The sequence below is a fragment of the Chryseobacterium endalhagicum genome (assembly GCF_016745235.1).
In the GTDB taxonomy this organism is placed as follows: Bacteria; Bacteroidota; Bacteroidia; order Flavobacteriales; family Weeksellaceae; genus Chryseobacterium; species Chryseobacterium endalhagicum.
This window is the reverse complement of the sequence record NZ_JAELVM010000001.1, coordinates 2,223,371-2,246,677: the sequence shown is the minus strand read 5'-3', so window position 1 is coordinate 2,246,677 and position 23,307 is coordinate 2,223,371. Positions and strand designations below refer to the sequence as shown.

General features: G+C 38.7%; 25 protein-coding genes. 14 read left to right on the top strand and 11 right to left on the bottom strand.

Translation table 11 applies throughout. The annotated features are described in order from the left end of the window. Nucleotides 1–43: 43 nt before the first annotated feature. Nucleotides 44–727, bottom strand: coding sequence for a hypothetical protein (locus tag JET18_RS09965; RefSeq protein ID WP_202090535.1), 684 nt, complete (start codon nt 725–727; stop codon nt 44–46). 415 nt (nt 728–1,142) lie between these two features. On the opposite strand from JET18_RS09965, the gene JET18_RS09960 reads away from it, so the two are divergent. Continuing rightward, nucleotides 1,143–1,511 carry a hypothetical protein gene (locus tag JET18_RS09960; RefSeq protein ID WP_202090533.1) on the top strand — a complete coding sequence of 123 codons (369 nt, stop codon included), beginning with the start codon at nt 1,143–1,145 and terminating at the stop codon, nt 1,509–1,511. Between the two features lie 176 nt (nt 1,512–1,687). On the opposite strand, the gene JET18_RS09955 is transcribed toward JET18_RS09960, so the two are convergent. Next, a complete protein-coding gene (locus JET18_RS09955) occupies nt 1,688–2,335 on the bottom strand; it encodes a hypothetical protein (RefSeq protein WP_202090531.1) in 648 nt (215 codons plus the stop codon). A 154-nt stretch (nt 2,336–2,489) separates the two neighbouring features. Between JET18_RS09955 and JET18_RS09950 the strand changes: the two genes are divergently transcribed. The 13 genes from JET18_RS09950 to hisIE all read left to right on the top strand — a co-directional run bounded on the left by JET18_RS09950 (nt 2,490) and on the right by hisIE (nt 13,266). Continuing rightward, complete coding sequence (locus JET18_RS09950; RefSeq protein WP_202090529.1) at nt 2,490–3,062, top strand: C40 family peptidase; 573 nt, start codon at nt 2,490–2,492, stop codon at nt 3,060–3,062. A gap of 24 nt (nt 3,063–3,086) precedes the next feature. After that, a complete protein-coding gene (locus JET18_RS09945) occupies nt 3,087–3,413 on the top strand; it encodes a LytR/AlgR family response regulator transcription factor (protein ID WP_202090526.1) in 327 nt (108 codons plus the stop codon). A gap of 162 nt (nt 3,414–3,575) precedes the next feature. Beyond that, nucleotides 3,576–3,947 (top strand): DUF2255 family protein, encoded by a 372-nt coding sequence (locus JET18_RS09940; RefSeq protein WP_202090525.1) that lies wholly within the window; start codon nt 3,576–3,578, stop codon nt 3,945–3,947. Between the two features lie 138 nt (nt 3,948–4,085). Continuing rightward, nucleotides 4,086–4,898, top strand: coding sequence for a 2,3,4,5-tetrahydropyridine-2,6-dicarboxylate N-succinyltransferase (locus tag JET18_RS09935; RefSeq protein ID WP_202090523.1), 813 nt, complete (start codon nt 4,086–4,088; stop codon nt 4,896–4,898). Between the two features lie 122 nt (nt 4,899–5,020). Beyond that, nucleotides 5,021–6,118, top strand: coding sequence for a glycosyltransferase family 4 protein (locus tag JET18_RS09930; RefSeq protein WP_202090521.1), 1,098 nt, complete (start codon nt 5,021–5,023; stop codon nt 6,116–6,118). 251 nt (nt 6,119–6,369) lie between these two features. Then, nucleotides 6,370–7,227, top strand: coding sequence for an ATP phosphoribosyltransferase (hisG, locus tag JET18_RS09925; protein WP_202090519.1), 858 nt, complete (start codon nt 6,370–6,372; stop codon nt 7,225–7,227). A gap of 2 nt (nt 7,228–7,229) precedes the next feature. Then, nucleotides 7,230–8,504: a histidinol dehydrogenase gene (hisD, locus tag JET18_RS09920; RefSeq protein WP_202090517.1), complete on the top strand. Its 1,275-nt coding sequence runs from the start codon at nt 7,230–7,232 to the stop codon at nt 8,502–8,504. Nucleotides 8,505–8,508: 4 nt separating this feature from the next. Next, the gene (gene hisC / locus JET18_RS09915) at nt 8,509–9,540 is read left to right on the top strand and encodes a histidinol-phosphate transaminase (RefSeq protein WP_202090515.1); all 1,032 of its coding nucleotides are present in this window, start codon (nt 8,509–8,511) and stop codon (nt 9,538–9,540) included. Next, a complete protein-coding gene (gene hisB / locus JET18_RS09910) occupies nt 9,537–10,631 on the top strand; it encodes a bifunctional histidinol-phosphatase/imidazoleglycerol-phosphate dehydratase HisB (RefSeq protein ID WP_202090513.1) in 1,095 nt (364 codons plus the stop codon). Before hisC ends, hisB begins: the two co-directional genes overlap by 4 nt. 1 nt (nt 10,632) lies before the next feature. Then, a complete protein-coding gene (hisH, locus tag JET18_RS09905; protein WP_202090511.1) occupies nt 10,633–11,211 on the top strand; it encodes an imidazole glycerol phosphate synthase subunit HisH in 579 nt (192 codons plus the stop codon). 3 nt (nt 11,212–11,214) lie between these two features. Further along, nucleotides 11,215–11,937 carry a 1-(5-phosphoribosyl)-5-[(5-phosphoribosylamino)methylideneamino]imidazole-4-carboxamide isomerase gene (gene hisA, locus JET18_RS09900; protein WP_202090773.1) on the top strand — a complete coding sequence of 241 codons (723 nt, stop codon included), beginning with the start codon at nt 11,215–11,217 and terminating at the stop codon, nt 11,935–11,937. Beyond that, nucleotides 11,930–12,682, top strand: coding sequence for an imidazole glycerol phosphate synthase subunit HisF (hisF, locus tag JET18_RS09895; RefSeq protein WP_202090509.1), 753 nt, complete (start codon nt 11,930–11,932; stop codon nt 12,680–12,682). The genes hisA and hisF overlap by 8 nt, the downstream gene beginning before the upstream one ends. Further along, a complete protein-coding gene (hisIE, locus tag JET18_RS09890; protein WP_202090508.1) occupies nt 12,679–13,266 on the top strand; it encodes a bifunctional phosphoribosyl-AMP cyclohydrolase/phosphoribosyl-ATP diphosphatase HisIE in 588 nt (195 codons plus the stop codon). Before hisF ends, hisIE begins: the two co-directional genes overlap by 4 nt. A gap of 386 nt (nt 13,267–13,652) precedes the next feature. On the opposite strand, the gene JET18_RS09885 is transcribed toward hisIE, so the two are convergent. The 9 genes from JET18_RS09885 to thrS all read right to left on the bottom strand — a co-directional run bounded on the left by JET18_RS09885 (nt 13,653) and on the right by thrS (nt 23,294). After that, a complete protein-coding gene (locus JET18_RS09885) occupies nt 13,653–14,837 on the bottom strand; it encodes a M28 family peptidase (protein ID WP_202090506.1) in 1,185 nt (394 codons plus the stop codon). Between the two features lie 28 nt (nt 14,838–14,865). Continuing rightward, on the bottom strand, nt 14,866–16,047 hold the full coding sequence (locus tag JET18_RS09880) for a M28 family peptidase (RefSeq protein ID WP_202090504.1): 1,182 nt from the start codon (nt 16,045–16,047) through the stop codon (nt 14,866–14,868). Between the two features lie 187 nt (nt 16,048–16,234). Next, nucleotides 16,235–17,404, bottom strand: coding sequence for a M28 family peptidase (locus JET18_RS09875; protein ID WP_202090502.1), 1,170 nt, complete (start codon nt 17,402–17,404; stop codon nt 16,235–16,237). A gap of 237 nt (nt 17,405–17,641) precedes the next feature. After that, the gene (rplT, locus tag JET18_RS09870; RefSeq protein ID WP_034705993.1) at nt 17,642–17,986 is read right to left on the bottom strand and encodes a 50S ribosomal protein L20; all 345 of its coding nucleotides are present in this window, start codon (nt 17,984–17,986) and stop codon (nt 17,642–17,644) included. Between the two features lie 120 nt (nt 17,987–18,106). Further along, nucleotides 18,107–18,304, bottom strand: a complete 198-nt coding sequence (gene rpmI / locus JET18_RS09865; protein WP_047453167.1) for a 50S ribosomal protein L35 — start codon at nt 18,302–18,304, stop codon at nt 18,107–18,109. 186 nt (nt 18,305–18,490) lie between these two features. Next, a complete protein-coding gene (locus tag JET18_RS09860; RefSeq protein ID WP_202090500.1) occupies nt 18,491–19,063 on the bottom strand; it encodes a hypothetical protein in 573 nt (190 codons plus the stop codon). A 188-nt stretch (nt 19,064–19,251) separates the two neighbouring features. Then, nucleotides 19,252–20,073 (bottom strand): alpha/beta fold hydrolase, encoded by an 822-nt coding sequence (locus JET18_RS09855; RefSeq protein ID WP_202090498.1) that lies wholly within the window; start codon nt 20,071–20,073, stop codon nt 19,252–19,254. A gap of 606 nt (nt 20,074–20,679) precedes the next feature. Then, nucleotides 20,680–21,180 (bottom strand): translation initiation factor IF-3, encoded by a 501-nt coding sequence (gene infC, locus JET18_RS09850; RefSeq protein WP_172617123.1) that lies wholly within the window; start codon nt 21,178–21,180, stop codon nt 20,680–20,682. Nucleotides 21,181–21,374: 194 nt separating this feature from the next. After that, nucleotides 21,375–23,294 carry a threonine--tRNA ligase gene (thrS, locus tag JET18_RS09845; RefSeq protein WP_202090496.1) on the bottom strand — a complete coding sequence of 640 codons (1,920 nt, stop codon included), beginning with the start codon at nt 23,292–23,294 and terminating at the stop codon, nt 21,375–21,377. Nucleotides 23,295–23,307: the final 13 nt, after the last annotated feature.

Sequence of the window (23,307 nt, the reverse complement as noted above, 5' to 3'; positions counted from 1 at the left end):
TTTTCTTTAAATGCAGCTATTGTATTGAATGAAAAAGATTTGTTTAATTACTTCTTGAACGTGAAATAGAAAGAAGGTACACCAGATGGGCAAACATGCTTCTTTTCACGGATTCTATCTTCACATCACCTGTGCCCTGGTTAATGGTGGCTACCAGATCCGTATTGCACTGTCCCGAAAAACTTCCGGTCCCTAAATAGTTAGCCGAGTTGGCGGTAGGATAGGAAATCCTTGGATAGTCCGGGGCAACCTGTCCAGCGGCTGTTGCACCCCCTATATACCCTTTATTATCTATGAATCGGGTCGTCCACGTTCCTAAAAATTGCCCGTTCCCGGTATTGATCGTCTGTCCGATAACGATCTGCGTATCTACAGCCTGGCTAAACCCTGCGCACGAGCTGTAATGATTAACACTAACCGTACAGGAAGAGGCATTATCTGTAGGTTGGAAACATTTTCCTTCATATATGGTCAGCCTTTGCTCTGTTGCTGACATAGACGTATTTAATAAAGCTTTCGGAGAGAAGATCTCTTCTGGCGACACCAGGGTTAAAACCCCGTTTGAATCTGCAGAAACAATTTTGTTCTCAGCATTGGCCAGTGCTCTTACCCTGACAAGTCCGTTAACATCCAAAGTATGTGAAGGCGTGGTAGTATTGATCCCTACCTGAGATTTCAGACTGCTGAAAAAAATGACTGCAACAAAAAAGATTATTCTTGTTTTCATGCTAATGATTGGGTTTTAATGGTTTTTAGATTTTTCACTAAATTAAGAAATATTTATAATTAAGGAAATAAATTTTGTATAAATTATTTATTAATGAATAAAAACAATTCATATTGGATTAATTGAATAAAATAAACGCAATTTCGAAGACTTTTATAAAATGTCAGTATTTCACTGATATCTTGCTGTGCTGATGCTCAAATGCTTGTTTTTATTTGGGAAATAATTGTATTTTAGCCGAAATATGAAGCTAATTCATAAAAATATAAACAGCTGATTAAAATTCAGATAATCTGAATGAAAAAATTAGTAGATTTGCACGGAACAAGCCCGAAATAATAAACATTAATTTCACTTTGATGCTTCTGTAAGCAGAAAGTGAACGGATAACAATAAATTTGAACTATTAGAAACTATGAAGAAACTTTTTTTACTTCTTTTAACAGCTTTTTTATTTATCGGATGCAGCTCTGATGATGATACCATCTACGATTATATTGGAACATGGTCAGGAAAATACACAGGAAGCGATGACGGAACCTGGAATCTTGTGGTATCCAGTGACGGAAAAGTAACCGGAACAATGCATTCCACGGTAAATGACGAAAATTATAATATTTCCGGAAATTTAACCGATACCGGTGATCTTACGGCTGTAATCGGGCTTCCTTCCGACGGAGAATTCAAAGGAACCCTTTCAAGAGAGAAAAATGGAAACGGAAACTGGTCAAACAATGTCCCGACACCCGCAAGAGCCGGAACCTGGACAGGAAACAAACAATAAAAAGAAAGCCTGCAGATCAATCTGCAGGCTTTTTTATTGATCCTGATCCCGAACAGCAATCAAAATTTGAAGGATACTGGCTTGAATATCGGAAAAATTTGATATACCAAGCACCTCCCTCAATCTTAGCCTTAGCCTTAAGAATCTGATGTCTGAAATCTTAAATCTAAATCCTCTCAAACAAATCCCATCCGGGTAATTTCTTCCTTATCCCTGATCACTAAAAAATAGAGTAGTAGACTCCTATCCTCAAAGTATTTTTTAAAACGGATTTCCTTTTCACCATTGTAAGGAAATTTCTCTTCGGAATATTCTGCTGAATAATTTTCAAAATCCGGTTGTATAGTAACCATCACAATTTCGTCCGCAGAAAACGGATTGCCTGTACTGAGAATTCTGCTTTCTTTTTCTTCTGAGACAGAAATCTCACCGCTGATATTCTCTTTCTCCCCAAATCTGAATTTTTTAAGTTCCTTCGATCCTTCCGGTGTGGCAAGGCCTTTTTCCACGGTTCTTTTGCCTCTTTCCGAAACCGTGTCAAAATCCTTGATAATGGTCATCAGTTTTGCAAATTTCTGGTAGAGCAGAGGATCGCCGGCTTCTTTGATATAGCTTTCAATACAGCTGCGAAGTATTTTCCCGGTTTTGGAACAATGCCCGAATTCGGAACTGTTCTGCCTTACTTTCTCATAAGAAGCATCCTTTTTAAAAGCTTTCTTGTTAAACCCGCTTTTTTTCCGCACGACGTTTTTCCCGTTCAGGCTGTAAAAAACCAGATCGCCAACACTTCCTTTGATCTTTATTAAACTTTCATACGTTGCCATATTGCAAAATTGAATTCAAATATACTAATAAATCAGAGAAATTAAAATTTTAACATATATTTATCATATAGTTGTAGTATAGTTATATTATAATTAAAATATAAAAATGTATATTTGTCTCATAATTAGTTACTTCATTTAAAATCAGATGACTATGATACCGGGATTATTTGAAAAAAACTTAAGAATAAAGCAGCTTTCAGTACTTTTGATTGCTTCTGCTGTAGCTGTTTCATGCGGATCTTCCAAAAACGTATCCTCAAAAAAAAATACAGGAAACAAAACTGTGGTAAGAGCTGAAAACCTGAGAAAACTGGATTCCAAATTTGATGGAAATATTTCCAGATCTGTCGGTGATATCCTGAAAGATGCTGAAAAATATATCGGAACCCCTTACAAATTCGGAGGAAATACCTCTTCAGGCTTCGACTGCTCCGGATTTACGGTCAAGATTTTTGAAGAAAATGATCATTCACTCCCACGCAGATCATCCGATCAGGCTGAAGCCGGTAAAAAAATCGATATCAAAGAAGTAAAACCCGGAGATTTGCTTTTCTTTGCAACAGCCGGAGGAAGCAGGGTTTCCCATGTAGGCATCGTTCATGATATCGGGTCAGATGGAGAAGTGAAATTCATTCATGCCTCTACTTCAAAAGGCGTCATGATTTCTTCATTAAACGAAAAATATTGGAATAAAGCCTATCTTCATGCCCAAAGGGTTTTATAATAAGACTATTAAAACCGCCTGTAGATGGAGAACCGTACCTTTGCTTTTATTAAAACAGATAAAAAACTCGTAAAGCTTTTCTTTAAAGACATTACGGTGATAAAAGGGCTGGGAAATTATGTAGAGATCAATACGCTGTCCCACAAAAAATACATCTATTACAAGACACTTAAAGACCTCATTGAAAGCCTTCCCGGTGAATTTATGAGAGTCCACAATTCATATATTGTCAATCTAACCAATATCGAATATTTCGAAGACAATCAGCTGGTCTGTCAGGATCAGAAAATTGCTGTGGCCAAAAGCTACAAAGAATGCCTGGTTGATGCACTCAACAAAATGATGCTTTGAGAAAGTTAAAAGCCATGTCAAGGTTCAAAACCTTGACATGGCTTCCACATACCAATTTAACATCCGCATCAGAAAACAGGCATTCCGGATAAGGTTTTCTTCCTGCTGAATAATAAATTATTTTAACCGCTTTATTCACATTAGATTCGTGAAAAATTAACCATGAATAAAGAAGAAGTACTCCAATACATTAACACCCACAGCATCATTGAAATTAAAGCAGGAGAGGAAAGAACCACCTTTCTTGAAATATGGATGGTTATTGTGAATGGCAGGGTTTTCGCAAGATCATGGGGCCTTTCCGAAAGAAGCTGGTATTATACATTTCTTAAGGACCCGAACGGCCAGATCCGTTGCGGAGAGAAAATCATTAACATTAAAGCCCTTATCCCGGAGGATATTAAAGAACTCACTGCTGAAATCAACACAGCTTATTTAACAAAATATAATACAGCCCGAAACCTTAAATATTCAAAAGGAATTATTCAGGAAAAACACGTTGAAAAGACCATGGAATTTATTATTTCTGACTGACAGCAGGTGAAAAAATAGAGAATAATGTTCTTTTCGGCTTCACGGATCAACTTGTATACTAAAACAATCTTTTGTACTTTTGAGCTTGGAAACTGCGGAATGCTGCAGGATAATTTATATTAAAATCAAACAAGAAACATGTCGTTACAACAAACTATTGAAAACATTTGGGATAACAGAGATTTATTACAGAATGAAGACAGCCAGAAGGCGATAAGAGAAGTAATTTCCTTATTGGATTCAGGAGAACTTCGTGTTGCTGAGCCTACAGAAAACGGTTGGCAGGTGAACGAGTGGGTGAAGAAAGCCGTAGTAATGTATTTCCCGATTCAGAAGATGGAAACTATTGAAGTAGGTCCGTTTGAATTTCATGACAAAATTCCTTTGAAGAGAAACTATGCTGAAAAAGGAGTAAGAGTTGTACCGCATGCCATCGCAAGAGAAGGATCTTTCGTAGCTTCAGGCGTTATTTTGATGCCTTCTTATGTAAACATCGGAGCTTACGTAGATTCAGGAACGATGGTGGATACATGGGCTACTGTAGGAAGCTGTGCACAGATCGGTAAAAATGTTCACCTGAGTGGTGGTGTAGGTATCGGTGGTGTTTTGGAGCCGTTGCAGGCAGCACCTGTGATCATTGAAGACGACTGTTTCATCGGTTCAAGATGTATCGTGGTAGAAGGTGTGCATGTAGAAAAAGAGGCTGTATTGGGAGCTAACGTAGTTTTAACCGCTTCTACAAAAATTATTGATGTTACAGGTTCCGAGCCTGTGGAGATCAAAGGAAGAGTTCCTGCCCGTTCAGTAGTGATTCCGGGAAGCTATACCAAACAGTATCCTGCCGGAGAATACCAGGTTCCTTGTGCATTGATCATTGGCCAGAGAAAAGAATCAACAGATAAAAAAACGTCTCTTAATGATGCTTTAAGAGAGAACAATGTAGCGGTATAAGCTGTATTGCTTCTAAATTTTGAAGATTATTTTAAAATTTACATAATAAACCCTGAATAATCATTTGGGGTTTATTTTATTTATAAATTTAAACCGTAGAAAAGTTTATTAAAAACATTGATATGAAAATTGCCTTCGATGCAAAACGTTTTTTTCACAATACGTCCGGATTGGGCAATTATTCAAGAGACCTTATCAGGATTCTTTCTCAGTACTATCCTGAAAATGAATACCTCCTGCTGAACAAAAACAGTTCAGAGCGGGGTAAAGATATTCTGGAAAAGGAAAATGTCCGGTTTGTGGAAACTTCAAAAGGAACCCTGGCCAGACAGTTTAAAATGGGAAAAGATGCCCAGAAAGAAGGCGCACAGATATTCCATGGTCTGTCCGGTGAACTGCCTTTGAAATGGGGAAAAGAACCCATTAAAAAGATCGTGACGATCCATGATCTGATCTTCATGAGATATCCGCAGTATTATTCCTTTTTCGACAGGAAAATCCATTTATGGAAATTTAAAAAGGCTGCAGTCTCGGCGGATAAGATCATAGCCATTTCAGAGCAGACCAAAAGAGATATCATTACTTATTTAAAAGTTCCCGAAAACAAGATAGAAGTTATTTATCAGGGCTGTCACAAAGCATTTAAAGAAGAGCAGACGGAGGAAGTTATTCAGGCAGTAAAAGAGAAATTCGGCCTTCCTGAACGGTATATTTTAAATGTTGGAACGATCGAAGACCGTAAAAACCTTCTCAATATCGTTAAAGGAATCAATGGAACAGATATTCCGTTGATTGTTGTTGGTAAAAAGACAAAATATTACAAAAAAGTAGAAGCATTTATCCGGAAAAATAAAATGGAAAAACAGATCCTTTTTCTGGAAGGAGTTTCCATGGATGAGCTCGCTGTAATCTATAAACTGGCAGATATTTTTGTCTATCCGAGCTTTTTTGAAGGCTTTGGAATCCCTGTGATAGAAGCACTTTTCTCAAAAACTGTAACCATTACCAGCAATGTCAGCTGTCTGCCGGAAGCAGGTGGAAAAGACTCGGTGTATGTAGATCCGGAAAACTATGTTGACATTAGTGCCAAGATAAAATTTTTGTGGGAAAATGAATCCGAAAGAAAACGCCGTGCTGAAAGGAGTTTCGCATTTGTTCAGAAATTTAATGATGAACCTATTGCAGCCCAATTGATGGAACTCTACAAAAAAATTCTGTAAAAAAACTTTGCAGTTTAAAAATAAATCCTACATTTGTACCACAATTCAAAACAATGAAACCGAATTTTTTAACACTTCATCATTACTATCATCATCTCTGCCAAGACGGAATTGATTGATATAAACATGTGTTAAAATCAAAAAATAATAAAAACCGTCTGAGTAAATAGACGGTTTTTTTGTTTCCTGAATTCTTCCCGGAAATATCCACAGATCAGTTTTTATTTGCTCAGATTCCTTAAAACAATACAATGAGTAAATTAAAAATTGCGATCCAGAAAAGCGGCCGGCTTTACGAAGAATCTCTTCAGCTCCTCAAAGACTGCGGCATTTTCGTCAACAACGGGAAAGACCAGCTCAAAGTTTCCGTAGATAACTTTCCCATGGAAATTATGTATCTCAGAAACTCCGATATTCCCCAGTATCTGGAAGACGGAGTGGTAGATATTGCCATCGTGGGCGAAAATCTTTTAGCGGAAAAACAGAAAAACATCCAGATCGTTGAAAAGCTGGGATTTTCAAAATGCCGCGTTTCCCTCGCCGTTCCAAAAGAGGTGGAAACTGATGATCTTTCTTACTTTCAGGGCAAAAAAATTGCCACTTCCTATCCCAATACCCTTAAAAAATTTCTTGCAGAAAAAGGAATCACTTCTGATATCCACATTATTTCAGGTTCTGTAGAAATCGCGCCCAATATTGGTCTGGCAGACGGAATCTGCGATATCGTAAGCTCAGGAAGCACTCTATTTAAAAACGGACTGAGGGAAACGGTCACCATCCTGAAATCCGAAGCTGTTCTGGCAAAAACTTCTGTGCTTGACGCCGAAAAAGAAAATATCCTTAATAAATTCCTTTTCCGGATTCAGTCTGTTTTAAGAGCAAAAAACTCAAAATACATCCTGATGAATGTTCCCGATAACAAGATCAGCGATATTGCTTCTGTGCTTCCTGTATTGAAAAGCCCGACAGTGATTCCCCTGGCAGAAAAAGGATGGAGCAGCATTCATTCCGTAATAGATGAAGAAAGATTCTGGGACGTCATTGACGAACTGAAAGAAAACGGAGCCCAGGACATCCTTATTATTCCAATTGATAAAATGGTGATTTAATTATGAAAATATACAGATATCCTGAAAGAAAAACATGGCCAGAGCTGGTAAAACGTCCGGTTTTTGAACGTGAAGAAATATCCGGACTGATCGCAGAAATATTTGAAACGGTTGAGAAAGACGGTGATGAAGCCTTGATTCAGTTCAATAAAAAATTTGATCAGGCACTCACTCCGCAGATCACTGTTTCAGAAACAGAACTTGACAATGCAGCGGATGAAATTTCCGAAGATTTAAAGAAAGCTATTCAGCAGGCCAAAGAAAATATTTCGAAATTCCACGCGGCTCAGATTGCAGAAACCGAAAAAATTGAAACCACGAAAGGCGTCATCTGCTGGCGGGAAAACCGGGCCGTTGAAAAAGTAGGGATCTATATTCCCGGAGGAACAGCACCCTTGTTTTCAACGGTTTTAATGCTTGCAGTACCCGCTCAGCTGGCCGGATGCCGCGAAATTATCCTTTGTACGCCTCCTGATTCCAACGGAAATATTAATCCTGCTATTCTGTATACCGCAAAACTCTGTGGAATTACTCAGGTTTTCAAAACAGGAGGAGCACAGGCGGTGGCTGCGATGGCATTGGGAACTGAAAGCATTCCGAAGGTCTATAAAATTTTCGGACCCGGAAACCAGTATGTAGTGGCAGCGAAAGAATTTGCTCAGCGCTATGGAGTTGCCATCGATATGCCGGCAGGTCCCAGTGAAGTTCTTGTCATAGCAGACCGTCAGGCCGTTCCTGAATTTTGCGCCGCAGATCTGCTTTCCCAGGCGGAACACGGAAGTGACAGTCAGGTCGTTTTCATCACCGATGATTTTAAAATTTTCACTTCAACCATGGAAGCCGTAGAAAAACAGGTCAAAAAGCTTCCAAGAAATGATATGGCCTGTAAAGCATTGGATCACAGTCTTTTTATTTTAACGGATTCCATTGAAAAAGCATTGGATTTCAGTAATTTATATGCCCCTGAACACCTTATCCTGGCGTTAGAGGATTTTGAAACATATATTCCGGCGATTGGCAACGCAGGATCGGTTTTCCTGGGGAATTATTCCTGTGAAAGTGCCGGAGATTACGCCAGCGGAACGAATCATACTTTACCCACCAATGCTTATGCAAGGAACTACAGCGGTGTGTCCATGGATAGTTTTGTCAAGAAAATCACATTCCAGCACCTGTCAAAAGAAGGTCTTAAAAAAATAGGGAAAACCATTGAAATCATGGCGGAGGCCGAAGGTCTTATCGCTCACAAAAATGCAGTATCTATCCGATTAAAATAATATAATGAAAGAATTTAATATCAATACTTTAGTAAGAAAAAATATCCTGAATCTGCAGCCATACATCAGCTTCAGGGATCACAATGAGTTCAATGCTCCGGTGATGCTGGACGCGAATGAGTGCCCGTTTGGAGAATTCAACAGATATCCGGATTCGTCTCAGAAAAAGATTAAAAATAAACTGGCGGAACTGAAAGGGATTTCTCCTTCAAAAATAGCCCTGGGAAACGGAAGTGATGAACTGATCGACCTGATCATAAAAATCTTCTGCGAGCCTAAAAAAGATGCTATTCTGATGATGAATCCATCCTTTGCCATGTACGGTTTTTATGCTGCAGTGAATGAAAATGAGGTTTTAAAGCTGAATCTTGATGAAAACTTTGAAATTCTAAAAGATGATTTTCTAAAGATTAGTAAAGAAAATAAGCCTAAAATTTTCTTTCTGTGCTCACCCAATAATCCTACAGGAAACAGTGTGGAGGACATTGAATTTTTTATCCGGAATTTTGATGGGATCGTTGTCATTGATGAGGCCTACATTGAGTTTTCGGGAAACAGATCCGGAATTGAACTGTTGGACCAGTATTCTAATGTAATTGTTCTTCAGACATTTTCCAAAGCCTGGGGAACGGCCGGAGCAAGGGTAGGAGCTGCTTATGCTTCAGAAGAGATTATCCGCCTTATCAATACCGTTAAAGCTCCTTATAACGTTAATTCTTTAAGTCAGGAATTTATTTTAAACCTGCTGGATAACAAAAATAAACTTCAGGAAAACGTCGGTAAGGTTTTAGAGGAAAGAGCCTGGCTGGAAGAACAGTTCAAAAGCATTGAATGCATTGTAAAAGTTTTTCCGACGGATGCCAATTTCTTTCTGATTAAAATGAATAATGCGCAGACTGTTTATCAGAAATTGCTGGAACAGGAGATTCTGACCAGTCAGAGATCACCCGCCATTGCAGACTGTATCAGGATCAATGTAGGAAGCCGTGAAGAAAATGAAAAATTAATCAACGTTTTAAAAGGAATATTATCATGAAAAAAGTACTGTTTATAGACCGCGACGGAACACTTATCGTAGAACCGCCGGAAGATTTTCAGGTAGACTCCTTGGAAAAGCTTGAATTTTATCCGGGCGTATTTCAGAACCTTTCCAAAATTGTAAAAGAAATGGATTACGAATTGGTAATGGTGACCAATCAGGACGGATTGGGAACTGAGAGTTTTCCTTTTGAAGATTTTATAAAACCTCATGAAAAAATGCTAAAGGCTTTCGAAAATGAGGGTATTGTTTTCAATGATATTCTGATTGATAAAAGTTTTGAACATGAGAATCTTCCCACCAGAAAACCGGGAATCGGGATGCTTTCAAAATATAGATACGGAAATTATGATCTTGAAAATTCATATGTAATCGGTGATCGAATTAGCGACATTCAACTGGCTAAAAACATGAGAACTAAATCTATCTATCTCAATCAAAACTCTAATGAAGAAGCGACGCTTGCTACGGGCAGCTGGAATGAGATTTATTCGTTTTTAAAACAGGAATCGAGAAAGGCTAAAGTCTACAGAAAAACCAATGAAACCGAAATTGATATTGAAATAGATCTTAACGGAAACGGAGCTTCTGAAATTTCTACAGGTCTTCATTTTTTCGATCATATGCTGGAACAGATTTCAAAACACGGAAATTTAGACCTTAAAATAAAAGTGAACGGAGATCTCAATGTAGATGAACACCACACCATTGAAGATACAGGAATTGCTTTAGGGGAAGCTTTCCTGAAAGCACTGGGAAACAAAAAAGGAATTGAAAGATATGGTTTTCTTCTTCCGATGGATGACTGTCTGGCACAGACTGCCATTGATTTTGGAGGAAGGCCGTGGATCGTTTGGGATGTTGATTTTAAAAGGGAAAAAATCGGCGATGTTCCTACAGAAATGTTTTTTCACTTCTTTAAATCATTTACAGATTCTTCAAAATCCAATCTGAATATCAAAGCGGAAGGAAACAACGAGCACCACAAGATAGAAGCGGTTTTCAAAGCATTTGCAAAAGCCGTGAAAATGGCAGTCAATCAGTCGGACAGCAATTTTAATTTACCATCAACCAAAGGAAGTTTATAAAATGATCGCACTCATAAAATACAACGGAGGCAATGTAAGTTCGGTTCAGAATGCTTTAACCCGTCTGAATATTGATTCTGTGATTACGGATGATCCCGAGTTGATCCTGAAAGCGGATAAAGTTATTTTTCCGGGAGTCGGGGAAGCTTCCTCAACCATGAAACTCCTGAAGGAAAAAGGGCTGGATGTATTGATTCCTAGCCTGAAGCAGCCTGTTTTGGGAATCTGTCTCGGGATGCAGCTGATGTGCGGCGACAATGAGGAAGGCAATACAAGAGGAATGGGAATTTTTGATGTCGATGTTAAATGGTTTCCTCCCAAAGATCTCGTCCCGCATATGGGCTGGAATACGATTTCGGAGCTGAAATCACCTCTTTTTTCCGGGATTGAAGATAAGAGTGATGTGTATTTCGTTCACAGCTATTACTGCGGTTTGGCTGATGCTACGGTGGCTGCTTGCGATTATATCCTGCCATTCAGTGCTTCTTTGCAGAAAGATAATTTTTTTGCCGTACAGTTTCACCCGGAGAAGTCGGGAGCTACAGGAAGCAGGATTTTAAACAACTTTATAAATCTTTAAATGATGAAAATTATTCCAGCTATTGATATTATTGACGGAAAATGTGTCCGTCTTTCAAAAGGAGATTATTCTACCAAAAAAATATACAGCGAAGACCCTGTGGAGACTGCTAAAGAGTTTGAAAGCTTCGGAATCCGGTTTCTTCACCTGGTAGATCTGGATGGAGCTAAATCCAGGCACATTGTCAATCAGAAGGTCCTAGAAGATATAGCGCGGGAAACTTCACTTCAGATTGATTTCGGAGGCGGATTAAAGACAGGCGAAGATATTGCAATTGCTTTTAATGCCGGGGCAAAACAGATCACTTTGGGAAGTATTGCTGTACAGAATCCGGAATTTTGTCTTGAAATGATTAAAAAATATGGCAGTGACCGCATTATTTTAGGAGCCGATTGTGAAAACAGAAAAATAAAAACATCCGGATGGCTGGAAGAAAGTGGTCTGGATATTATTGAATTTCTCCTTGATTATCAGAAGAAAGGAATCAGCCGGACCATCTGCACCGATATCTCAAAGGACGGAATGCTGGAAGGGCCTTCAACGGATCTGTATCAGGAAATTTTAGAACAAACAGCGATAAAGCTTACGGCAAGCGGAGGCATATCGTGCATAGAAGATGTCCACAGAATGAAAGAGATAGGATGCGCCGGAACCATTATTGGAAAGGCAATTTACGAGGGAAAAATAACATTACAACAACTTCAGGAATTTATTGAAAATGCTTAAAAAAAGAATTATTCCGTGTCTTGATATTAAAGACGGGACTACGGTAAAAGGAATTAATTTTGAAGGGCTCAGAAATGCCGGAGATCCTGTAGAACTTGCCGTGAAATATGAGCAGGAAGGCGCTGATGAGTTGGTTTTTCTTGATATTACGGCAACCCTGGAAGACAGAAAGACCTTTGCAGATCTCGTAAAAGAAATAGCCCGTCAGCTGAGCATTCCGTTTACGGTAGGAGGAGGAATTTCCTCTGTGGAGGATGTACGGAAACTTCTGGAAGCCGGGGCAGATAAGATCAGTATTAATTCTTCTGCGGTGAAAAATCCCCAGCTGATCTATGAGCTCGCCAATGAATTTGGAAGCCAGTGTATTGTGGTGGCTATTGATACCCGGCTGACAAACGGAGCAGATCTGGTTCACGTAAGAGGCGGAAAACAGGCCACTGCTTTAAATACTGTGGAATGGGCCAAAGAAGCCGCTGCCCTGGGAGCAGGAGAGATTCTGCTGACCTCAATGGATGGCGACGGAACCAAAAACGGATTCGATATCCGCATTACAAAGCTGGTTTCAGAAGCAGTATCTATTCCGGTGATTGCTTCCGGAGGAGCAGGAAGTGCAGATGACTTTGTTCAAGTGTTTAATGAAACAAGAGCTACAGGCGCATTGGCAGCCAGTATTTTCCACTTTAATGAAGTACCCGTTCAAGAATTAAAACAACAGTTAAAAACTCAAAAAATTCCCGTACGATGAAAATAGATTTTAATAAAGATAACGGTCTTGTTCCGGTAATCATCCAAGACAGCAGAACCCAGCAGGTATTGATGCTGGGCTACATGAATGAAGAAGCTTTTGAAAAAACAGAAAAAGAAGGTATTGTCACTTTTTTCAGCCGTTCCAAAAACAGACTCTGGACAAAAGGTGAAGAATCCGGAAATTTCCTGACGGTACAAAAGATAAGCATTGACTGTGATCAGGATACCATACTGATTCAGGCTGTTCCTACCAATACAGTCTGCCATACCGGAAGTTTCAGCTGTTTTGGAGAAAAGGAATCAAAAGGTTTTCTCTACGAGCTGGAATCTAAAATTGCTGAAAGAATCGATAATAAAACAGAAGGTTCTTACACCTATTCACTGTATCAGCGGGGAATCAATAAAATGGCTCAGAAAGTAGGAGAGGAAGCCGTAGAATTGGTAATTGAAGCCAAGGACAGCAATGATGACCTTTTCAAAAACGAAGCGGCAGATCTGCTGTATCATTTCCTGATCCTGCTTAAGGCAAAAGATTTTTCACTTGAAGATATTGAAAAAATGCTTCAGAACAGGAGTAAATAGCTGATCTTGTAGTAAATAGGACAGGGGGTTTGAAGCCAGAAGAGGGAAGTTACTGAAGTCCAAAGGCAGAAATGCACCGCGGTTTTATTAATTTTTTTAATCGAAAGTATTTTGCAGGAAAGATAAAACGAACGCTTAGTCGAATCGATCTCTGATCGATTCCAACTTTGCAACCTTTAAAAATATGCATGGCTATTGTAGAACTTTGCGTCAAAATCTAGGGTGTTTGGGGTAAAATGAGGAGTGTAATTGGCTGAAAGTTAACCGTGTCAAGGTTCAAAACCTTGACACGGTTAAGTAGTTAGTTGCCTTGATACTAATTCCCGGAATCACGCTAAATTAAAAAAGCAGGAAGAAATCCTTCCTGCTCTCATTTCATATTTAAATTATCTTTCGATCAGAATTTTTCGCACAGCCTTCTGTCCGTCAGCTTTTATAATCCCGATATAAGCTCCTTCAGCCAGTCCGGAAACATTTACAGCAGTTTCATTATCCTTTTTGATCAGAAGTTTTCCTGAAAGGTCTGTAATTTCAAAACTGAAATCTTTTACACCAGCAGGAAGATCAATATTTACGGTGTCTTTGGTCGGGTTAGGGAAAATAGATACCGCTTCAATAGCAGGGCTGGATACAGTTTCCTTTGTTCCCAATACAATCGAGCTTGAAGTAGTGGCAACGGCAAAGTGCTGAAGTGCTCCTACGGTTGCTTTTCCGATTTTGTAGATATAGACAGGGTCTGTATTGGCGAAAGTATCATTGGATGTATGCGGATAGGTACTTCTTATTCTTTCAAAAAATCCGGTGATCACTTCACCTTTTCTTTCAAAAGGAATATAATCTGTGTCTTCCGCAGGGTCTACAGCCGTCTGAAGCGGCGAATAAAGGGCCGTACAGTTTCTGAGCTGCTGGGTTACTGCGGCAGAGGCTGCATTATTGCTGGTTGGTCCGGCCTGATCCTCGTCGCAATATACCGTATTGTTGTTATTTCCCATCACACCGCCTACCTGGTCAAGGTTGAATACCAGTTTGATATCCAGTACGCGTGTGCCGTTCTGATAGGCTACATTGTTTACGTAATGGCTGCTTCCCCTTAATCCCTGTTCTTCTCCGGAGAAATGAATGAATTTTATGGAATATTCCGTAGGAACGTTTCTCAGAATTCTTGCTGCTTCCAGAATGATGGAAGTTCCGCTTCCGTTATCATTAACTCCGGGACCATAAATACTGTCAAAATGCCCGCAGATAATCACGTATTTGTTTGGATAAACGGTTCCTGTTTTGGTAATGACGAGGTTCTTTGAACTTGTGCTTCCAAAAGTGAAAGGGTCTTCCACGATCTGGCTGGCGGAATATCCGTAGGAAATGTATTTGTTTTTTATCCAGGTCAGGGCATTGGCATTATTCGTAGATCCGGTGGTTTTTATCCCCAGATTGGAAAAATCCTGCAGATTGGTCGTGATATTCGTTTGGGAAACGAGGTCAGCCCTGTTCTTGTACGCCTGTATCAGGGTCTGAGCGTTTATACTTCCGAGGGTGGCTGCGGAGCATAAAAATGTAATAAGCTTTTTCATATTAAATTATATTGGGTTTGGTGTGTGCTTATTTTTCAATAATAATCTTGCGGGTAGTGCTTGCGCCTTCTGCTTTTACCGTACATAAATAAATGTCGTTATTCAGATGTGAAACACTGATCTGGCGCTGGTTTTCTGCTTTCAATACCGAATATCCTTTCAGGTCGGTAATTTCAACGGTGAAATCTTTTACCGATGAATCAGGAAGTTCTACATTGAGAACATCTTTAACCGGATTCGGGTACATTTTTACAGATTCTAATGTATGGGATGGATTTTCTTTAGCCACAACAGGTACAGCTGTTGAAGATGCCGTTGCAAAATGCTGCATAGCACCTACAGCCGCTTTACCTACTTTAAATACGTAGACAGGATCTACATTGGCAAATGTGTCATTGACCGTATGTTCCGTATAACTTCTGGTGTATTCATAAAAACCAGTGATGGTATATCCTTTTTGTTCAAAAGGCATATAATCGGAGGAGTAGGCATTTGAAATACTCGTTTTAAGAGGAGAATACAGGGTAGTACAGGTTGCCAGCTGCTGCGTAATGGTATTGGAGGCCGCATTGTTCCCTGACTGTCCGGAAGTGTCTCTTTCACAGATAATTTTGGTATTCGTGTTGCCAAGCTTACCGCCTACCTGATCGAGATTGAAAACTACTTTGATATCCAGTTTTTTTACCCCGCTTTGGAAGGCTACATTGTTGGCGTAATGGGAACTTCCATACAAGCCCTGTTCCTCTCCTGAGAAATGAATAAACTTGATGGAATATTCCGTAGGAACATCCTTTAAGATTCTGGCTACCTCCAGAATTACAGAAGTTCCGCTTCCGTTGTCATTGGTTCCGGGACCGGTAATGGTGTCGTAATGGCCGCAGATGATCACATATTTATCGGGATAAAGGGTTCCCGTTTTCGTAATGACCAGATTCTTTGAGCTTGTACTCCCGAAGGTAAACGGATTCTCCACAACCTGACTTGCAGAATATCCGAAAGAGGTATACTTGTTTTTAAGCCAGTTCAGGGCATTGGTATTATTGACAGATCCCGTAGTTTTGATTCCAAAATTGGAAAACTCCTGGAGATTGGCAGTAATATTGGTCTGGGAGACCAGATCAGCCCTGTTCTTATACTCCTGAATGAAGGTCTGGGCACTGAGGCTGCCGACAGCTAATACAGTGCCTAAAAAGGTAGTCAGTTTTTTCATATTAATATATTGGGTTTGGTGATGTGTGTGTGGTGAGCTGGAGGGTGCTTGAGTTTTAGAGTTGGAGTGTTTGAGAGTTAGGGCTAGAGCTAGGGGAGTTGTGTGCTAAACTGCTTGCGGTCTGTTTTTTCTCAACCTTAACCTTAACCTTAACCTTAACCTTATCCTAAACCTTAACCTTTCTCAACTATTTCTCAATGATTATTTTTCTCGTTACATTGCTTTTATCAGATTTTACGGTGACCATATACACTCCGTTGGCAAGGCCTGAAGTATTCATTTTATTTTCGTTTTCAGCATTCAGAAGCAGCCTGCCGTTCATATCGGTAATTTCTACCTTAAAATCTTTGTGATCTTTTGGGAGTTCAATATGAATGATATTCTGTGCAGGATTAGGATAAATTTTAACGGTTTCCAAACCTTCCGCCTGAACATCATCCGTTGCCAGAGTTCCTGTAGCCACCGCAAAGTGCTGAAGAGCTCCCACCGCTGCTTTTCCTACATTGAAAACATACACAGGATCTACATTTGCAAAAGTGTCATTGGCAGTATGCTCGTTATGGCTTCTTTCTGTTTCATAAAAACCTGTAATAATATCTCCTTTACCTTCAAACGGCATATAATCCGAATTGAATGCATTGGACATCGTTGTCTGAAGCGGAGAGTAAAGTGTTGTGCAGGTAGCTAACTGCTGGGTCATTGCCAGTGAAGCCGCGTTATTTCCGCTTTGTCCGCTCTGATCACTTTCGCACTTGATATTATTGTTTACGTTTCCTAACTGTCCGCCTACCTGATCAATATTAAATACTACTTTAAGGTTAAGCTGGCGTACATTATTCAGAAAAACAACATTGTTTACATAATGGTTACTTCCCAGAAGCCCCTGTTCTTCGCCGGAAAAATGTATAAATTTCACAGAATACTCTGTAGGAGTATCTTTTAAAATTCTTGCCGCTTCCAGAAGAATAGAAGTCCCGCTTCCATTATCACTTACGCCTGGGCCGTTCACGGTATCATAATGTCCGCAGATAATTACATAAGTATTGGGATAAACGGTCCCTGTTTTGGTTATGATTAAATTTTTTGAAGTGGTATTTCCGTAATTGAAACTATCCTCCGTAATCTGGCTGGCTGTATAGCCATAGGATTGGTATTTTGCTTTCAGCCAGTTCAGTGCATTGGTATTGGCCTGGGAGCCTGTAGTTTTTATACCCAGGTTGCTGAATTCCTGAAGATTGGCAGTGATGTTGGCCTGAGAAACATTATTGGCTCTGGATTGATAAGCCTGTATAAAATTCTGGGCCTGAAGACTGTAAGATGATAATGAAAGAAGTAGAATAGTCGTTATTTTTTTCACTTTTAACTAAATTTTTAGATATTTTATAATTCAACAAATGTAGATAATAAAAATCAATTTTATTTTATGCAAAAAGGAAAATTCTTTAATGAAGCTTTATTTTTTATGATCGATTTAAAATGGTGAAATTTAATCTATTATATTATGTTTTTAATGAAAATTAATAACAATTGCTGTACAGGGCAAAAAAAATCCCAGGCAAAACCCGGGATTATATTGATAACAAAAAATTCTACATTATTTTACTTGATCTACAACTGCTTTGAAAGCTTCAGGGTGATTCATTGCTAAATCTGCTAAAACTTTTCTGTTAAGCTCAACGTTGTTCTTTTTAAGAGCTCCCATAAATTGAGAGTAAGACATTCCATGCTCTCTGGCACCCGCGTTGATACGAGTAATCCAAAGTGATCTGAAGTTTCTTTTCTTCTCTTTTCTTCCACGGTAAGCATATTGCATTGCTTTTTCTACCGCGTTTTTAGCAACTGTCCAAACGTTCTTTCTTCTACCGAAAAAACCTTTAGCTTGCTTAATAATTTTCTTTCTGCGAGCTCTTGAAGCTACTGCATTTACTGATCTTGGCATAATTTAAATTGTTTTTTTGAAATGTGCGGTAATTGTTTCATTACTCTTAGTGGCTCCATTTCAGGGTTAAATTGTTGAATTTGTTTGAATTCTTATAAACCGAATATAGATTTATAAAAACTACTTAATGGCTAATTGACGTAGAACGCTTTTTGTATCCACAGCTGCAACGTAAGAAGTCTGCGTAAGATTTCTCTTCTGCTTAGTTTCTTTCTTAGTTAGGATGTGGCTTTTGAAAGCATTTTTTCTTTTAATCTTACCAGTTCCGGTAAGTTTAAAACGCTTTTTAGCACCTGATTTCGTTTTTAATTTTGGCATTGTTCTGCTTTTTTATTGTTTTGTTATCAATATCTTGTCCTTGATTCCTTTGTAATACTCAGGAATTACAGTTGGCAAAGATACAAAAAAAATTAATCCAAACTTTTATTATCTGTGATTTTATCGGAGCTTTCTCACAAAAAAACCGTCTCTGTTAAGAAACGGCTATGAGTAAAAGTTGTTTTTTTATAAGAAGTCTTCAACTATAATATCGTTTCTTTCTTCGTTGTTCCCGCCTAAAATAACTTTAATCCTGTACCCTGTAGGAATAGCTGCACCCGCTCTTGAATAAAGCTGAAGCTTGACGTGTGGATTAGCCACATGATAATTAACAGCAGTATTAGAGCTCCAAAGAGGATTCCCATCTCTGTAAATAACCATGTTTCCATCATTTTGTACAATAAGTCTTGGAGTACCTGAGCTTCTGTAGGTATTGGAATGCCATAGGACCATATTAAATCCTGGTCTTTCTCTGTATAGAACCAAATTATTATCCGTTTGCATAATGAACCGGTACGTACTGCCTCCATATTCCATACTGATGGATTGTCCAGCTTCCAATACCTGAGGATGATTGGTGCTTTCCTTTAAAAGTTTATAACGTGTAAGATCCAGGATACCACGGGATGTACTGTTTTTATCTACACCGCTATGGATTTCATTTTGTGCATTCACATTGGTATTGTCAAGAACATCATCCTGAGCGCAAGATGCAAGAAGCATCGGAAGGCCTAATAAAGCCAGCAATTTAATTTTCATAGGTTATAAATTAATGCTGCAAATATAGTAATTACAGTATTAAATCACAAGTATGAGATTAAATAGTTGTGAACAAACCCTTTATTAATGGTGTTTTACAAATAAATATAAGACACTTTATGGTGTTTTTAAATTTAAAGCCGTCATTGTTTTGCATGACGGCTTTAAAATATTTTAATACAAATTATTTATGACTGAAAAAATGATAAAAGATCTTTGTTGATCGTTTCAGCTTCAGTCGTAGGCATTCCATGCGGAAATCCTGGATAGGAAATTAATTTTCCGTTTTTAAGAAGGGTAGCGGCCACTTTACCGGTCGTTTCAAAAGGAACAATCTGGTCATCTTCACCATGCAGCACCAAAACAGGAACATCGGTATTTTTAAGATCTTCTGTAAAATCGGTTTCAGAAAAAGCTTTGACACAGTCGTAATGAGCTTTGATAGATCCCATCATTCCCTGTCTCCACCAGTTTCTCTGGATGCCTTCAGAAATTTTAGCGCCTTCTCTGTTGTACCCGTAAAAAGGGAAGGTGATGTCGATATAGAATTGTTGTCTGTGGTTGGCAGTATTGTTACGGATATCATCGAAAACAGAAATAGGAACCCCATCCGGATTGTTTTCGTTTTTAACCATAATGGGAGTCACGGCACTTATCAAAACGGCTTTTGCCACTCTTCCTTTTCCGTGCTGTGCCACATACCGGATCACTTCACCGCCCCCTGTAGAATGTCCTACGTGGATTACGTCTGTAAGGTTCAATGCGGTTACAATTTCGTCAACATCTGATGCATACGTATCCATATTGTGTCCTTCCGGAGTCTGCTCAGATCTTCCGTGACCTCTTCTGTCGTGGGCAATCACTCTGTAACCTTTCTCTAAAAAGAACAACATCTGCGCATCCCAGTCATCGCTGGATAACGGCCATCCGTGATGAAAAAATACAGGCTGTCCTTTTCCCCAGTCTTTGTAATAAATTTCTGTTCCGTCTTTTAATGTAAGTGTGCTCATAGTTTTCCTGTTTAAGTTATTAATAATACAATGAATGTTGTTGTTTGTTATTTACAATACAAATGTATGCTTATATCTTTCAATGGATATTGATGTAAGATAATATTTAATGATAATTTAAAATTCTGAATTACTTTTTTAAGAAGCCGATTTCTTTCAAAATATTTCACTTTAATCAAATTTCGAAAGATGAGTATCAGTTTTTCAGCGAGTTGTATTCTTTATGTATCATTTTTTATTCCAAAAAGAGCTTTTCGCTGATTTTTATTGTTTTAGTATAAGTGAATAAAATGTTGCTTAGCTAAATCAATGCAAGTGATCTATGCTTGAATTTCTAAAAGTAGTTTACATCACTGGGCCTAATTTGCGATTTTTTAACCGTGTCAAGGTTCAAAACCTTGACACGGTTTGGGGTCTCAATAAATCGATACAATTGATTTACTCTTTGCATCTTTCAAAATATTCACTGTCAAGATCAAACTTTGCGTTAAAGAAATAAGCCCGCTCTTTTATCATTAAAGGAAACTAGGAATCTATAAAAAAATAAAAAACCTCAAAGTAATTTGAGGTTTTATATATAGGAAACAGACGCTATGTCTGTTAAAACTATTTAGCTGGTTTTTTAGGACTCATCATCATGATCATTCTCTTTCCTTCAAGTTTAGGAAGCTGATCTACCTTTCCAACGTGCTCCAATTCCTGAGCCAGTTTTAAAAGTAAGATTTCTCCCTGATCTTTAAAGATAATTGAACGTCCTTTAAAAAATACGTAGGTTTTCAATTTTGAACCTTCTTCAAGAAACTTTTCAGCATGCTTCTTCTTAAATTCATAATCGTGATCATCAGTCTGAGGTCCGAAACGGATCTCTTTTACAACCACTTTTACCTGCTTGGCTTTTAGTTCCTTCTGCTTTTTCTTTTGCTCGTATAAAAACTTTTTATAGTCTAATATTCTTGCAATGAAAGGCTCAGCCTTATCGGAGATTACTACCAGATCAAGTTCCTGCTCTGTGGCAAGTTGTCTTGCTTTGTCAATCGGATAAACTCCCGGCTCTACGTTATCGCCCACCAAACGAAGCTCTCTCACACGAATTTTATCGTTGATCAAGTGTAAGTCCTCCTGTACCGGACGTCTCTGTGGGCCCCTGTTGTTAAATCTTTGTGCTATTGTATTATAATTTTATTGGTTAATTACTTATCTATTTTTTCTAAAATTAAAGATTTAAAAATTTAATCATTTAAAGATTAATGTGCGTTTAGCAATTTTTCAATCTTTTTAATTCTTCAATCTTTTAATGTTTTTTATATCGCAGCCTCCTTTTTAAAGTAAGCAACAAAATCTTCCATATTCATGACACCTAAGTCACCTTCACCACGTCTTCTTACAGAAATTGTGCCTTCTTTCTCCTCATTTTCACCTACAACCAGCATGAACGGGATTTTCTTCAATTCCGCATCACGGATCTTTTTCCCGGTCTTCTCATTTCTGTCATCAATCAGACCGCTAATATCGTGATTTTCCAAAAATTGTGAAACTTTTTTTGAATAATCTACATATTTTTCACTGATCGGTAGAATAATAAACTGATCCGGACTCAGCCATAACGGGAAATCACCGGCAGTATTCTCAAGCAGGATCGCGATAAAACGCTCCATAGAACCAAATGGTGCTCTGTGGATCATCACCGGTCTGTGCTTCTCGTTATCGTTTCCGATGTAGTGAAGATCAAACCTTTCCGGTAAATTATAATCTACCTGGATGGTTCCCAGCTGCCATTTTCTTCCTAAAGCATCTTTCACCATGAAATCCAGCTTCGGACCGTAGAATGCAGCTTCACCGTATTCCACAATAGTCTTCAATCCTTTTTTCTCTGCCGCATTGATGATGGCATTTTCGGCTTTTTCCCAATTTTCATCAGAACCGATATATTTTTCTCTGTTATCAGGATCTCTCAATGAAACCTGAGTCACAAAATCTTCAAAACCTAATGATTTGAACACATATAATGTTAAATCAATTACTTTTTCAAATTCCTCAGAAAGCTGATCCGGAGTACAGAAAAGGTGGGCATCATCCTGAGTAAATCCACGCACTCTTGTCAGTCCGTGAAGCTCTCCACTTTGCTCATATCTGTAAACCGTACCGAATTCTGCATATCTCTTCGGAAGATCTCTGTAGCTCCATTGTGAAGTCTTGTAGATTTCACAGTGGTGAGGGCAGTTCATAGGCTTTAGCATGAATTCTTCTCCTTCATTTGGAGTTTTAATCGGCTGGAAGCTGTCTGCACCGTATTTATCCCAGTGTCCTGAAGTTACATACAGTTCTTTTGACCCGATATGCGGAGACATTACAAATTCATAACCTCCTTTTTTCTGAGCATCAGAAAGGAAATTCTCTAATTTTCTTCTTAAAGCAGTACCCTTTGGCAGCCATAGTGGAAGACCTGCACCTACTTTTTCAGAGAATGCAAAAATTCCAAGTTCTTTACCCAGTTTTCTGTGGTCTCTTCTTTTAGCTTCTTCAAGTCTTTCAAGATATTCAGTAAGTTCTTTCTGTTTAGGGAAAGAAATACCGTACACTCTTGTCAGCTGAGGATTTTTTTCATTTCCTCTCCAGTAAGCTCCGGCTGCATTCAAAATTTTAACTGCCTTCACAATTCCTGTGTTAGGAATGTGTCCTCCACGGCATAAATCCGTGAAATTATCGTGAGTTACAAAAGTGATCTCTCCATCATTCAGATTAGAGATAAGCTCTACTTTGTAAGGGTTATCTGCATATGTTTTTAATGCTTCTTCTTTAGAGACAGGGTATAAAGAGAATGTTGAACCTTTTTTGGCGTTTTCCAAAACTTTCTTTTCAATCTTCTCAAAATCTTTTTCAGATAAACTTTCGTCTCCGAAATCTACATCATAATAGAATCCGCTTTCAATAGCAGGTCCGATGGTAAGCTTAGCATCAGGATAAAATTCAAGGATAGCCTGCGCCAGCAAGTGGGCAGAAGAATGCCAGAAAGCTTTCTTTCCAAGATCATCATTCCATGTCAACAATTGTACCGTTGAATCCGTCGTTATAGGTGTGGTGGTTTCTACTTGTTTGCCGTTTACAACTGCGGAAATGGTATTTCTAGCCAATCCCTCGCTGATAGATTTTGCCACATCAAGCGGAGTAACTTCTCCCTCGAATTCTTTGACACTATTGTCTGGAAGTGTAATTTTTATCATTGTTTACTAAGAA

Bases quoted from the DNA above. Each gene is read 5' to 3' on its own strand.
- JET18_RS09965 (WP_202090535.1), bottom strand. From the start codon at position 727: ATGAAAACAAGAATAATCTTTTTTGTTGCAGTCATTTTTTTCAGCAGT.
- JET18_RS09960 (WP_202090533.1), top strand. From the start codon at position 1,143: ATGAAGAAACTTTTTTTACTTCTTTTAACAGCTTTTTTATTTATCGGA.
- JET18_RS09955 (WP_202090531.1), bottom strand. From the start codon at position 2,335: ATGGCAACGTATGAAAGTTTAATAAAGATCAAAGGAAGTGTTGGCGAT.
- JET18_RS09950 (WP_202090529.1), top strand. From the start codon at position 2,490: ATGATACCGGGATTATTTGAAAAAAACTTAAGAATAAAGCAGCTTTCA.
- JET18_RS09945 (WP_202090526.1), top strand. From the start codon at position 3,087: ATGGAGAACCGTACCTTTGCTTTTATTAAAACAGATAAAAAACTCGTA.
- JET18_RS09940 (WP_202090525.1), top strand. From the start codon at position 3,576: ATGAATAAAGAAGAAGTACTCCAATACATTAACACCCACAGCATCATT.
- JET18_RS09935 (WP_202090523.1), top strand. From the start codon at position 4,086: ATGTCGTTACAACAAACTATTGAAAACATTTGGGATAACAGAGATTTA.
- JET18_RS09930 (WP_202090521.1), top strand. From the start codon at position 5,021: ATGAAAATTGCCTTCGATGCAAAACGTTTTTTTCACAATACGTCCGGA.
- hisG (WP_202090519.1), top strand. From the start codon at position 6,370: ATGAGTAAATTAAAAATTGCGATCCAGAAAAGCGGCCGGCTTTACGAA.
- hisD (WP_202090517.1), top strand. From the start codon at position 7,230: ATGAAAATATACAGATATCCTGAAAGAAAAACATGGCCAGAGCTGGTA.
- hisC (WP_202090515.1), top strand. From the start codon at position 8,509: ATGAAAGAATTTAATATCAATACTTTAGTAAGAAAAAATATCCTGAAT.
- hisB (WP_202090513.1), top strand. From the start codon at position 9,537: ATGAAAAAAGTACTGTTTATAGACCGCGACGGAACACTTATCGTAGAA.
- hisH (WP_202090511.1), top strand. From the start codon at position 10,633: ATGATCGCACTCATAAAATACAACGGAGGCAATGTAAGTTCGGTTCAG.
- hisA (WP_202090773.1), top strand. From the start codon at position 11,215: ATGAAAATTATTCCAGCTATTGATATTATTGACGGAAAATGTGTCCGT.
- hisF (WP_202090509.1), top strand. From the start codon at position 11,930: ATGCTTAAAAAAAGAATTATTCCGTGTCTTGATATTAAAGACGGGACT.
- hisIE (WP_202090508.1), top strand. From the start codon at position 12,679: ATGAAAATAGATTTTAATAAAGATAACGGTCTTGTTCCGGTAATCATC.
- JET18_RS09885 (WP_202090506.1), bottom strand. From the start codon at position 14,837: ATGAAAAAGCTTATTACATTTTTATGCTCCGCAGCCACCCTCGGAAGT.
- JET18_RS09880 (WP_202090504.1), bottom strand. From the start codon at position 16,047: ATGAAAAAACTGACTACCTTTTTAGGCACTGTATTAGCTGTCGGCAGC.
- rplT (WP_034705993.1), bottom strand. From the start codon at position 17,986: ATGCCAAGATCAGTAAATGCAGTAGCTTCAAGAGCTCGCAGAAAGAAA.
- rpmI (WP_047453167.1), bottom strand. From the start codon at position 18,304: ATGCCAAAATTAAAAACGAAATCAGGTGCTAAAAAGCGTTTTAAACTT.
- JET18_RS09860 (WP_202090500.1), bottom strand. From the start codon at position 19,063: ATGAAAATTAAATTGCTGGCTTTATTAGGCCTTCCGATGCTTCTTGCA.
- JET18_RS09855 (WP_202090498.1), bottom strand. From the start codon at position 20,073: ATGAGCACACTTACATTAAAAGACGGAACAGAAATTTATTACAAAGAC.
- thrS (WP_202090496.1), bottom strand. From the start codon at position 23,294: ATGATAAAAATTACACTTCCAGACAATAGTGTCAAAGAATTCGAGGGA.